General features: G+C 66.5%; 9 protein-coding genes and 2 rRNA genes. 4 read left to right on the forward strand and 7 right to left on the reverse strand.

What is annotated here, in order from left to right; translation table 11 throughout:
• Nucleotides 1-83: 83 nt before the first annotated feature.
• The gene (locus AC1DCJ_RS04905) at nucleotides 84-815 is read left to right on the forward strand and encodes a ThuA domain-containing protein (RefSeq protein WP_478070261.1); all 732 of its coding nucleotides are present in this window, start codon (nucleotides 84-86) and stop codon (nucleotides 813-815) included.
• A 119-nt stretch (nucleotides 816-934) separates the two neighbouring features.
• On the opposite strand, the gene AC1DCJ_RS04910 is transcribed toward AC1DCJ_RS04905, so the two are convergent.
• Nucleotides 935-2,275 carry an outer membrane protein transport protein gene (locus AC1DCJ_RS04910; RefSeq protein WP_478070262.1) on the reverse strand — a complete coding sequence of 447 codons (1,341 nt, stop codon included), beginning with the start codon at nucleotides 2,273-2,275 and terminating at the stop codon, nucleotides 935-937.
• A gap of 226 nt (nucleotides 2,276-2,501) precedes the next feature.
• Here AC1DCJ_RS04910 and AC1DCJ_RS04915 point away from each other — a divergent pair, with 226 nt between their 5' ends.
• Nucleotides 2,502-3,194: a rhomboid family intramembrane serine protease gene (locus tag AC1DCJ_RS04915; RefSeq protein ID WP_137191257.1), complete on the forward strand. Its 693-nt coding sequence runs from the start codon at nucleotides 2,502-2,504 to the stop codon at nucleotides 3,192-3,194.
• Nucleotides 3,195-3,216: 22 nt separating this feature from the next.
• Here the strand turns inward: AC1DCJ_RS04915 and AC1DCJ_RS04920 are convergent, their stop codons facing one another.
• The 3 genes from AC1DCJ_RS04920 to AC1DCJ_RS04930 form a co-directional block, all read right to left on the reverse strand.
• Complete coding sequence (locus AC1DCJ_RS04920; protein WP_137191258.1) at nucleotides 3,217-3,654, reverse strand: hypothetical protein; 438 nt, start codon at nucleotides 3,652-3,654, stop codon at nucleotides 3,217-3,219.
• A gap of 21 nt (nucleotides 3,655-3,675) precedes the next feature.
• A complete protein-coding gene (locus AC1DCJ_RS04925) occupies nucleotides 3,676-5,172 on the reverse strand; it encodes a S41 family peptidase (RefSeq protein ID WP_478070263.1) in 1,497 nt (498 codons plus the stop codon).
• A gap of 124 nt (nucleotides 5,173-5,296) precedes the next feature.
• Entirely contained in the window at nucleotides 5,297-6,622 is a 1,326-nt protein-coding gene (locus tag AC1DCJ_RS04930) for a murein hydrolase activator EnvC family protein (protein ID WP_478070264.1), read from the reverse strand.
• A 97-nt stretch (nucleotides 6,623-6,719) separates the two neighbouring features.
• Here AC1DCJ_RS04930 and AC1DCJ_RS04935 point away from each other — a divergent pair, with 97 nt between their 5' ends.
• Together AC1DCJ_RS04935 and AC1DCJ_RS04940 are read left to right on the forward strand one after the other, a co-directional pair.
• A complete protein-coding gene (locus AC1DCJ_RS04935; protein WP_448135123.1) occupies nucleotides 6,720-7,382 on the forward strand; it encodes a DUF4097 family beta strand repeat-containing protein in 663 nt (220 codons plus the stop codon).
• Nucleotides 7,383-7,434: 52 nt separating this feature from the next.
• A complete protein-coding gene (locus tag AC1DCJ_RS04940) occupies nucleotides 7,435-9,192 on the forward strand; it encodes a M28 family metallopeptidase (RefSeq protein ID WP_478070265.1) in 1,758 nt (585 codons plus the stop codon).
• Between the two features lie 921 nt (nucleotides 9,193-10,113).
• Here AC1DCJ_RS04940 and AC1DCJ_RS04945 read toward each other — a convergent pair.
• From AC1DCJ_RS04945 to rrf (AC1DCJ_RS04955), 3 genes are all read right to left on the reverse strand, one after another.
• Entirely contained in the window at nucleotides 10,114-10,602 is a 489-nt protein-coding gene (locus AC1DCJ_RS04945; RefSeq protein WP_137191263.1) for an REP-associated tyrosine transposase, read from the reverse strand.
• A gap of 277 nt (nucleotides 10,603-10,879) precedes the next feature.
• A 5S ribosomal RNA gene (gene rrf / locus AC1DCJ_RS04950) occupies nucleotides 10,880-10,994 on the reverse strand.
• Between the two features lie 131 nt (nucleotides 10,995-11,125).
• Nucleotides 11,126-11,240 (reverse strand): 5S ribosomal RNA (gene rrf, locus AC1DCJ_RS04955).
• Between the last annotated feature and the right edge of the window lie 204 nt (nucleotides 11,241-11,444).

An 11,444-nucleotide genomic window follows, 5' to 3' on the forward strand; every position in this document is an offset into this window, starting at 1 on the left:
GCGCCCCCGCAGGGGGTAGAGCCACCCCATGAGTGGCTGCACGCCATCCCGCCGGCCCCTTGTCGCTGTGCCATCATCCGCACATGCGCACCCTCCTTCGGACAACCCTGCTGCTTCCCGTGCTCCTGCTCGGCATCGCGCAGGCCATTGCTGGGCCACCCGAGCGGATGCTGGTGTTCACCCACACCGCCGGGTTCCGGCACGAGTCCATCCCCACGGCCGTGGCCACGCTGCAGACGCTGGCCACCGACGAGCGCATGGTCGCCGACCACAGCGAAGACCCCGGTGCGTTCACCGCCGCCAATCTGGCCCGCTACCGCGTGGTGGTGTTCGCCAGCACCACCGGCGATGTGCTCGACGCCGACCAGCAGGCCGCGCTGGAAGATTTCATCGGCCGTGGCGGCGGCTTCGTCGGCGTGCATGCGGCCGCCGATACCGAATACGGCTGGCCCTGGTATGGACAGCTGGTGGGCGCGTGGTTCAAGGCGCATCCGCCCGGCCTGCAGGACACGCAGGTGCAGCCCGAGCGCGACGGCCGCGCGCACGGCACGCCATGGCCGATCCGCGACGAGCTCTACAACTACCGCGACAACCCACGCGGCCGCGTGCAGGTGGTGGCTACGGTGGACGAGCGGCGCTACGAAGGCGGCAGCATGGGCGCGGACCATCCGATCACCTGGTGCCATCGGTTCGGGGGCGGCCGCAGCTGGTACACCGGCCTTGGCCACGACGAGGCGGTGTATGGCAATCCGCAGTTCCTGGCGCAGCTGCGGCAGGGAGTGCGGTATGCGGCGGGGCGCGCGCCTACCTGCTGAGGCGGGCATCAGGGGCGTGTCAGGGGCAGCCGACCAACGGTCGGCTCTACCGGCGGAAAACAAAAAGCCCCGCTTTCGCGGGGCCTTCTGCAGTGAAACAACGGGTGCGGCTACGTCGATCAGAACTTGTAGTTGACCGAAGCGGCCAGCACGTCGCCGCGGACCTTGTACTTGCCAACCAGCGAGTTGCCCTGGTTGTTGGTGGTCGGGCCGATGCGCACGTCCGGATCGCTGGTGAACAGGTGGGTATAACCGAAGTTGTATTCCAGGTTCGCCGACGGGGTCCAGCCCACGCCCAGCGACAGCCACTTGCGGCTGGTATCCGGCACGCGCACGTCGCGGTGGGCGTTGGTGGTCGGGGTCTGGTCCAGCGCGATACCGCCGCGCAGGGTGACGGTATCGCTCAGCTTGTAGTCGGTACCCAGGGACACGAAGGTGGTGTCGCGGTAGCCGAACTCCAGCACCGAATCGGCCTGCGCCGAGGCGTAGTCGATGGTGACCTTGTCGAACGCGGTCGACCAGGCAGTGCGGGTGACGTCACCCATCACGGTCCAGCGGTCGTTGACGTTGTGGGTCACGCTGAAGGTGGCCGAGGCCGGCAGGGTCAAGGTGGCCTTGCCGCTGGTGTCGATGAACTGGCCCGGCTGGGTCGCGGCCAGGATGGTGGCGACCTGCGCAGACTTGTCAAAGGTGGCATCACCGCCGGTGATCTTGTGCTCGACCTTGGAGCGGTAGCTGATACCGATGTGGGTGTTTTCATCGGGGCTGAACAAGCCACCGACGGTCCAGCCCACGGCGTTGTTGTCACCTTCCACGGTCAGCTTGCCATCGGAGCTGCCCGGGGCGTAACCCGGCACGCGGCCGGCCAGGGCGGCACCGAAGTCGATGTTGTTGCTCAGCTCGATGGTCAGGTGCTCAACGAACACCGACGCGCCGAAGGACACGTACGGGTTGACGTCATACGAGGCCGCAAAGCCCAGGTCGATCGCCTTCAGGTCGGTCTTCATGCCGCTGTAGCGACCCACCCAGCCGTTGTCGTATTCGGTCTTGAAACCGAACGGTGCGGTCAGCGACACGCCGAAGTGGGCCTGTTCGCCGATCGGCATGTGGAAGTACGCCGCCGGAACCGGGGCGATCATGCCGGCGTCGCCGCCGTCACCGCCGGTCTGCGGCTGGCCTGCGCCGTTGCGGCCCGTGCCCTTGAACTTGGCCGAGAAGCTGATGGCGCTCAGGTCGCCCTGGACCTGCATGCCCTCGAGCTGGCGCATGCCGGCCGGGTTGACGGCGATGATGGAGGCGTCGCCCTCGGCGCTGCCGGAACCGGCAAACGCGCGGCCGAGGCCCTTGGCGCTGTTTTCCTTCAGCTGGAAGGCGGCAGCGTGGACGTGGCCGACGGCCAGGACACCGGCGATGCCGACGGCCAGGGCGGTGACGCGGGCAAGCGTGGAAGCGGTATGCATGTTTGGTTCTCTCCGGAATTGCGGTGATGTTTTGGCAACGCGCGCCTGCGTCATCCCTGCCCTGGGGCGGGAACAACGCGCCGGATTCCCCTCCCGACATACGACGCCGTATTGGAGTATACCCAGACCGGTTAATGAAACAATAACGGTCGTCGCCCTTGTGGCTATTCAGGCTGAACCCGTCAATCCCCCGTCCGGAGCGTCACCGCGCTAGGCTAGCGCACCCATGTTCGTGTCGATCCCTTCCCGCAAGAAGTCTGCCTTCCGCTGGGCTACCCCGCTGCTGTTCGCGGCGCTGTGGGTGGCGTTCCTGTGGTCGATCTCGCGGCCGGGGGACGCCCGGCGCAGTCTGTGGCTGGACTGGGGCGCGCTGTCGACCGGGCTGACCCACCCGCTGGACTGGTGGGCCACCCTGCAGGACGGCAGCGTGCTGCGCCTGTTCACTGCCCTGTTCCTGCATGCCGACTGGTCGCACCTGCTGGGCAACCTGGTGTTCCTGCTGATCTTCGGGCTGCCGGCCGAGCGCGTGCTGGGGCCGTGGCGGCTGATGCTGCTGTTCCTGGTCGGTGGGGCGATCTCGAACCTGACCGCGATCTACACCATGGGCAGCCCGGACCAGATCATCATCGGCGCCAGCGGCGCGGTGTCGGCGCTGATCGGGGCCTACCTGGCCCTGTTCCCCGGCGCGCGGCTGGGCGTGGTGATTCCGCTGGGCCTGTTCCTGGAATTCGTGCGCGCCCCGGCCTACCTGCTGATCGGGGTCTGGGCGGCGCTGCAGGTCGTGTTTGCCTATATCGGGCCGAGCTTCGGCATGGTGGCTTGGTGGGCGCACATCGCCGGCTTCGCGTTTGGACTGGGCTATGGCGTGTACGTGCGCGCGGCGATCGCGCGGCGGCTGCGCAAGCGGCACGGGTTCTGATATCGGGGGCGTCCTGATCGCGTCATTCCGCGCGGTGGACATCACCTGGGGCATCCAGCGAAGCAATCAGCAATTCGTTGTGATGCGTATCGAACACCAGCGTGCGCCCATCGGGCGCGGCAACGAAGTATTCGAAGAACGGCAGTGCTTCCAGCAGCGCTATGAGCTCGTCGCGCCTCAGCACCCACATCGGCCAGGGCCGCGGTGCCTCGTCGGTTGCGACCAGCACTACCTCATCCAGTTGCAGGTTGCCCAGCACTTCATCGAGCAGCGCCAATCCCGCGCTTCCATCGTCATACGGCACCCTGCGGGGCGTACGGGGCAGCCCGGCCCACCAGTAGACGCGGTCGCCATTGATGCCATGGAGCGCAGCCACATTGCTCAATTGCGATGCCCCCGCTTCTTCGGACAGCGCGGGGTTGCCGGTCAACGCCGCGATCTGATCAAACAGCTCCGTCATGGCGTGTACTAAGCGGCTTGGTCAGGGCTTGATCGGCACTGTCGACGCAGGTGCCTCCGGCTTGGCCGGCGCGGGCGTAGCCGGTGCAGCCGTCGGCTGTACGGCCGGCTTTGCTTCGGCCGGCTTCGTATCGGACGGCTTGGCGTCGGCCGGCTTGGCCGCTGCCGCTGCAGGCTTCGCCGCCGGCTTCTTCGCCGCTTCCGCCTTCTGCTTTGCCACTACCGAACCGGGCTGCTTCAACTCGGCCAGCGCATCATTGATCGGGCCATCACCGGACAGCACGTCACCGGCCTTGTAGCCCTCGGTGCCTTCTTCGTCACCGCGCAGGTGGCCCGGCAGGGTGGCTTCGCTGTAGTCGGCCAGGCTGGCCGGCAGGTCGTCCTCGCCCTCGCGCTTCTCCGGCTGCAGCACCACGTCGGGCACGATGCCGGTGGCCTGGATCGACTTGCCACTGGGGGTGAAGTAACGCGCCGTGGTGAGCTTGACCGAATCGCCGTTGTCCAGCGGCAACACGGTCTGCACCGAGCCCTTGCCGAAGGTGCGGCTGCCGACCACGCGGGCGCGGCCGTTGTCGCGCAGCGCACCGGCCAGCACTTCGGAGGCGCTGGCAGAGCCTGYGTCGGCCAGCACCACCACCGGGGCGCCCTTGAGCAGGTCGCCCGGGGTGGCGTCGAAGCGGGCATCACTGATCGAGATGCGGCCGCGCGTGCTCACGATGTTGCCCTTCTCAAGCAGGTCATCGGCCACCTGCACTGCTGCGGTGAGCAAGCCGCCCGGGTTGCTGCGCAGGTCCAGCACCAGGCCCTTGAGCTTGCCGCCCGCCTGCTGCTGCAACTGGCCCACGTGCTTCTGGAAATCGGCGCCGGTGTCGGCCTGGAAGGTGCTCAGGCGGATGTAGCCGTAGCCCGGTTCCAGCATGCGGCTGCGCACGCTGGTCACGCGGATGGTCTGGCGGGTCACGGTGACGTCGAACGGCTTGGGCTTGCCCTCGCGCACCAGGGTCAGCACCACCTTGCTGCCCGCCTTGCCGCGCAGCGGTTCGGTGGCTTCGATGGCGCTGATCGGCTTGCCGTCGATGGCGATGATCAGGTCGCCGGCGAGGATGCCGGCCTTGGCGGCCGGGGTATCGTCGATCGGCGAGATCACCTTCAGGCTGCTGTTGTCGGGCTGCTGCTGCAGCTCCACGCCGATGCCGTCGTAGGCGCCGGTGGCCTGCTCATCGAAGGCCTCGGCGTCTTCCTTGTCGAAATAGGTGCTGTGCGGGTCCAGGTCCAGCAGCAGGCCACGGATGGCCGACTGCATCAGTTTCTTGTCATCCACCGGGTCCACATAGGCGGCGCGTACCGCGTTGTAGACCGCCACATAACGCCGGATCTCTTCCAGCGGCACCCGCGATGTCACCGCTTCTTCGTTGCTGGCGGCGTCGCTGGTACTGCTGGCGGCCTCGCGGGTCTGCTGCGCCCATGACACGGCGGGCAACAGGGCCAGCAGCAAGGTGGCGGTACGGGCTACGCGCATGAAGCACTCCAGGTCGGCGGGGGACGGGAAACACGCACCAGGTGCGTCGCCCGATTATGCGCGAAGCGACGATAAATTCCCGTTGAACCTGGTGTCCGCAACGCGCCCGCCGTTGGGCTGGCTGTCAGCGACGCTGCAGCCAGCTGCCCGGATCCACCGGCTGGCCGTTGCGGCGCAGCTCGAAGTACAGCGCGGTCACGCCCTGCCCACCGGAGTTGCCGACCTTGGCCACCGCATCGCCCTTTTTGACCGTGGCGCCGGCATCGCGCAGCAGGGTGTCGTTGTGTGCGTACAGGCTCATGTAGCCATTGCCGTGGTCGACGATCAGGATCATGCCGTAGCCGGTCATCCAGTCGGAGAACACCACGGTGCCATCGGCCACGGCGGTGACCGTGCTGCCGGCCGCGGCGCCGATCAGCACGCCGCTGCTGGTGCGGCCATCGGGCAGCTTGCCGCCATAGCGCGCCAGCAGGTTGCCCGACAACGGCCAGCCCAGCCCGCCCACCTTGGGCGGCGGCGCCGAGGCCACCGCCGGCGGGGTCTTGCCCGGTCGCGGCGGTGGGCGGGTGCCGTTGGCGGCAGCGGCCTTCTCCGCTTTCTCGGCGGCGGCCTTTTCGGCCGCTGCGCGGCGGGCCGCCGCACGGCGCTCGGCCTCGGCACGAGCGGCGGCGGCACGCAGGTTGGCCAGCAGCGTTTCCAGCGCCTTGGCATCCTGGCCCAGCGCCTTTTCGCGCTCGCTGCGGTCCTTGTAGCGCTCGTCCAGGCTGGCCACGGTCGCCGCGCGGGTGCGGCGGTCGTCAGCCAAGGTGGCTACCTGCTGTTTCTGCTGCTGGCGGGTGCCTTCCAGCGCCTGCCGTCGTTCGACAATCTGCGCTTCCACCGCCTGCAGTTCGGCCAGGTCGTGGGTGAGCAGCTGGATGCGGCGGGCACGCTCGCGCTGCAGGTAGCGGTGGTAGGCCAGGCTGCGGTTGGCGTCGGCCACGCGGTCCTGGGACAGCAGCAGCTTCAACGGCGCGTTGTTGCCGATGCGGTAGGCCGAACGCAGCAGCGAGGCCAGTTCTTCGCGCTGCTTGGTCATGCCGGCCTGCAGGTCGCTGCGCTTGCGCTGCAGTTCTTCCATGGCGCGGGTTTCGCGCTGCAGGGCGGTTTCGGTCTGGGCCAGCACGCGGCCGGTACGGGCCACTTTCTCGTCGGCGTCGCGCAACTGGCGCGAGGCCTGGCCGCGCTGGCCTTCCAGCGTGCGGCGTTCCTGCGCCACGCCCTTCAATTCCGAGCGCAGCTTCTGCAGCTTGCGCTCGGCTTCCTTCGGACTCTGCGCCGCTACTGGCCCCATCGCCAGGACCGCCAGCGCCAGCACCAGCCCCTGTGCCCACGCGCGCACGTCGACGGCCCCGCGGCGACCGGGCGTCGGTTTGTTATTCCGGCGTGAGGACAAAGCGTTGTGGCGCAAGGGCTTTCCAGTGACTTCAGGCAGATGCGGATTGTAGCGATGCATGGTGACATCCCAACAGGCGGCCTGCCAGCCGCACACCGGACATGAGGTCACCATGAAACATATTCCACTCGCGCTGCTGTTGGCCCTGGTGCTGCCGTGCGCACCCGCCCTCGCCAGCGAAGACATCAGCAAGGTCAACGGCAGCATCCGCGCGTCGGCCGGTCAGACCTACGGCGACCTGGAGACGGTCAACGGCGGCGTGACGGTCGAAGAAGGCGTGGTCACCCGAGAGATCGAGACCGTCAACGGCAGCATCCGGGTCGACGATCGCGCGCGTACCACCGGCGTGTCCACCGTCAACGGCAACGTGCGGATCGGGCGCGATGTGGTCGCCGCCGGCAACGTGGAAACGGTGAACGGCAGCATCTTCGTCGACCGTGGCAGCGTGGTGGAAGGCAACATGGAAACCGTCAATGGCGGCATCGGGCTGGTGGAGACGCGCCTGAACGGCAACATCGAAACGGTCAACGGCGACATCACCGTTGGCGTCGGCTCGGAGGTCCAGGGCGGCATCCGGGTCAAGAAGCCCAACTTCAGCCTGTCGTTGACCGGCAGCCGCAAGCCGCGCGTGATCATCGGCCCCAATGCCAGTGTCAGCGGCAGCCTGCAGTTCGATCGTGAGGTCACCCTGTATGTCCACCGCAGCGCGCATATCGGCCCGGTCAGCGGCGCCCAGCCGCAGACGTTCGATACCGACGCCGCGCCCCAGGATTGATACCCTCTTCCGGTGCCTGATGGCACCGGCCCCTTGTACCCAGGAATCGATGATGCCCCGTAAACTTCTGTTGTGCCTTGCTGCCACCGCCGCGTTGACCGCGTGCAAGGGCGAAGCCACCGCACCTGTCGACACGGCCGCCGCGCCGGCGCCGGTGGCCGCTACTGGCCACGCGTTCTCGCCCGACATCAACGCCGCCGATTTCGGCGAGCTGGTCAAAACCCTCTCCTCCGACGCGTTCGAGGGGCGTGCCCCCGGCAGCAAGGGCGAAGAACTGACGGTCAACTACATCCGCGACCAGATGCAGCGCATTGGCCTGCAGCCGGGCAACGGCGACAGCTGGTTCCAGGACGTGGCGATGACCGAAACCAGCGCCGACGAATCGACGGTGCTGAAGCTGGACCAGGCGGGCAAGCAGCGCGACCTGAAGTTCGGCACCGACATGGTGATCGGCACCCGGAGCGGCCAGCCCGAAGTGAAGGTCGAGAACAGTGAGCTGGTGTTCGTCGGCTACGGCGTGGATGCGCCGGAGCAGAAGTGGAACGACTACGCCGGGCAGGACTGGAAGGGCAAGACGGTGGTGATGTTCGTCAACGACCCGGGTTTCCACGTCAACGATGCCAAGCTGTTCGATGGCAAGCGCATGACCTATTACGGCCGCTGGACCTACAAGTTCGAAGAAGCCGCCCGCAAGGGCGCCGCCGCGGCGCTGATCGTGCACGACACCGCCGGTGCGTCCTACGGCTGGGACGTGGTGAAGAACTCCTGGGCCGGCCCGCAGTACGACCTGCCGGCCAAGGATGACCCGGAAGCCCGCATCCCCGCACAGGGCTGGTTGAGTGCAGAAGCGGCCCGCCAGCTGTTCGCCGATGCCGGCCTGGACCTGGACAAGGCCTACAAGGACGCCAGCAAGCGCGGTTTCAAGCCGGTGTCGCTGAAGGCCAAGGTGTCCTTCGACCTGAAGAGCACCATCGCCGAGAAGAAGTCGCGCAACGTGGTCGGCGTGCTGCCGGGCAGCAAGCGGGCCGACGAAGCGGTGCTGTACATGGCCCATTGGGACCACCTGGGCAAGCACGAGGGTGAGCAGGGCGACAACATCTACAACGGTGCGGTAGACAACGCCACCGGTGTAGCCGGCATCCTGGAAGTGGCCGATGCGATGGCGCACCAGCAGCCGCCGCCGGAGCGCTCGGTGGTGTTCCTGGCGGTGACGCTGGAAGAGTCGGGCCTGCTGGGGTCCAAGTACTACGTGAGCCACCCGACCTTCCCGCTGGACAAGATTGCCGGGGTGATCAACATCGACGCGATGTCGGTGGCCGGCCGCGCCAAGGACCTCACCGTGACCGGCTTCGGCAGCTCGGAGCTGGAAGACATCCTCAAGCCGCTGGCCGCCAACCAGGGCCGTACCCTGCATGGCGAGACCGCGGTGCAGAGCGGCTTCTACTTCCGTTCGGACCACTTCAACTTCGCCAAGGCCGGCGTGCCGGCCCTGTATGCCGACGGCGGCGAAGACCTGCGCGACGGTGGCGTCGAGGCCGGCCGCAAGGCCGCCGAAGCCTACGGCCGCGACCGCTACCACGGGCCGAAGGATGAGTTCGACGCGGCCACCTGGAAGCTGGACGGCACGGTGGAAGACCTGCAGCTGCTGTACGGCGTAGGCAAGGAACTGGCCGGGGGCGACCGTTGGCCGAACTGGTACGAGGGCAACCCGTTCAAGGCAGCCCGCGACGCGATGATGGCGCCGAAGGCTGCGGCGGCAGGTGCACCGGCACCGGCACCGGCACCGGCACCGGCACCGGCCAGCAAGTAAGCCTCAGTCAGTGCTTGAACCAGAAACGGCGCCCTGCGGGGCGCCGTTTTTTTGTGGGTGGATGTCGCTAATGGAGCATCGGAAATGTAGCCTGGTAGGGTCGCATCCCAATCGACCGCCCTTGCGGCCGCCGCGCCCGGTAATGGCATGACAATGATCGGCGAAACGCGTGCGGTGTCAGGTGCGCGACATCAGACGTCCATGCGCCAATGCGATTGCGAACGTGGTCGGCGGTCGTTTGGGAACCGACCCTACCGGTGTATCGGCGGCGCGCGCATGTTCCGGTGATGAGGCATCCCGGCATGGCGATGCGCAGAAATGTGGGTGGTAGGGTCGCATCCCAATCGACCGCCGTTGCGGCCGCCGCGCCCCGTGATGGCATGACCGTGATCGGCAAAACGCGTGCGGTGGCAGGCGCCCGGTATCAAAGGTCCATGCGCCAATGCAATCGCAGACGCGGTCGGCGGTCGTTTGGGAATCGACCCTACCGGTGTATCGGCGGCGCGCGCATGTTCCGGTGATGAGGCCTCCCGGTATCGCGATGCGCAGAAATGTTGGTAGGGTCGCATCCCAATCGACCGCCGTTGCTGCCTCCGCGCCCGGTAGTGGCATGACCGTGATCGGCGACGCCAAACACGCGACATCAGACGTCCATGCGCCGATGCGATCGCCAACGTGGTCGGCGGTCGTTTGGGAACCGACCCTACCGGTGTATCGACGGCGCGTGCATGTTCCGGTGATGAGGCATCCGGTATGGCGATGCGCAGAAATGTTGGTAGGGTCGCATCCCAATCGACCGCCGTTGCTGCCTCCGCGCCCGGTAGTAGCATGACCGTGATCGGCGACGCCAAACACGCGACATCAGACGTCCATGCGCCAATGCGATCGCCAACGTGGTCGGCGGTCGTTTGGGAACCGACCCTACCTCGGTTGGCTATCCTCGGCGGGTGACGTTTCTGGCGTCATCGGCCAGCGTGACCAGAGGTACGGGTACTCGCCTACGCTGGCGGCCAAGCCTGCGCGGACGGGGTTCTCGATCAGGTATCTCGCCTGCCTTTCCAGGGATTCGTCCGACCGCACGCAGTGATCGTAGAAACCTCGCTGCCAGACGCTGCCTTGCGCACCTGTGTGTAGGTTGAAGGCACGCGACGCGCGGGATTTGAATGCCTGCATGCAGCGGCTGATGTTGCCGTCGCGCAGCTGCATCAGCCAGTGCACGTGATCTGGCATCACCACCCAGGCGAGTGTTCGTGAGCGTGCCTCGCGATCGGAGCAGCGTAAGGCCTCAACGACACATTCAACGCGGGCGGCATCAACGAACAGCTTGCGTCGATCTGCAACGGTGGATGTGAGCATGTAATAGGCGCCTCGGACAGAGCGGCGACCGATGAGAAGGCGTGGGCTGGACATGCCGTCAGGTTCGCGCCGACGGGGTCGCTCTGGTATCCGGTATTGGATGTGGGCCCTGTCGGAGGGAGGGTATTTGGCGTGTCAGGGAGGGGAGTCCCGCCATACGCTGCCGGGAGCCAGGAGCCCTTGAGCGTGGGTCCATGCGTCAATGCGATTGCAGGCGAGGTCGGCGGTCGTTTGGGAACCGACCCTACCGGCGTCGTCCTTGCCTTTCGCCTTTTTCTCTGGACGCAAAGAAAAAACCCCGCTGCGTGAGCAGCGGGGTTTTGGGTGTAAACCCTGGCGATGACCTACTCTCGCATGGCTTGAGCCACACTACCATCGGCGCAGCTGCGTTTCACTTCCGAGTTCGGGATGGGATCGGGTGGTTCCACAGCGCTAATTTCACCAGGGAGACGGTTGGAGCAGCGCGTTGCGCCAGCTCGGCAGGGGTCTCTTCCGAGAAACAGACACCTTCGAAAACCGGGTGCCTGCAAAAAAAGAAAACCCCGTTGCGTGAGCAACGGGGTTTTCGGGGCATAAACCCTGGCGATGACCTACTCTCGCATGGCTTGAGCCACACTACCATCGGCGCAGCTGCGTTTCACTTCCGAGTTCGGGATGGGATCGGGTGGTTCCACAGCGCTAATTTCACCAGGGAGGCTTTTGGAGTGTCGCCGCAGGTCGTGTCTTTGCAGGGAGCGGGCATGGATATGCCGGCTTTACAAAGAGACGCGCCTGAGCGCCTGCCTCTCGTTTGGTCTTGTGACGTAGCGTGCACTTGGGATCTATCGACATGTCATGTCGGCCAAGGCAACTTGAGGTTATATGGTCAAGCCACACGGATCATTAGTATCAGTTAG

The sequence above is a fragment of the Stenotrophomonas sp. 10N36 genome (assembly GCF_056395005.1).

Bases quoted from the DNA above. Each gene is read 5' to 3' on its own strand.
- AC1DCJ_RS04905 (WP_478070261.1), top strand. From the start codon at position 84: ATGCGCACCCTCCTTCGGACAACCCTGCTGCTTCCCGTGCTCCTGCTC.
- AC1DCJ_RS04935 (WP_448135123.1), top strand. From the start codon at position 6,720: ATGAAACATATTCCACTCGCGCTGCTGTTGGCCCTGGTGCTGCCGTGC.
- AC1DCJ_RS04915 (WP_137191257.1), top strand. From the start codon at position 2,502: ATGTTCGTGTCGATCCCTTCCCGCAAGAAGTCTGCCTTCCGCTGGGCT.
- AC1DCJ_RS04920 (WP_137191258.1), bottom strand. From the start codon at position 3,654: ATGACGGAGCTGTTTGATCAGATCGCGGCGTTGACCGGCAACCCCGCG.
- AC1DCJ_RS04910 (WP_478070262.1), bottom strand. From the start codon at position 2,275: ATGCATACCGCTTCCACGCTTGCCCGCGTCACCGCCCTGGCCGTCGGC.
- AC1DCJ_RS04945 (WP_137191263.1), bottom strand. From the start codon at position 10,602: ATGTCCAGCCCACGCCTTCTCATCGGTCGCCGCTCTGTCCGAGGCGCC.
- AC1DCJ_RS04940 (WP_478070265.1), top strand. From the start codon at position 7,435: ATGCCCCGTAAACTTCTGTTGTGCCTTGCTGCCACCGCCGCGTTGACC.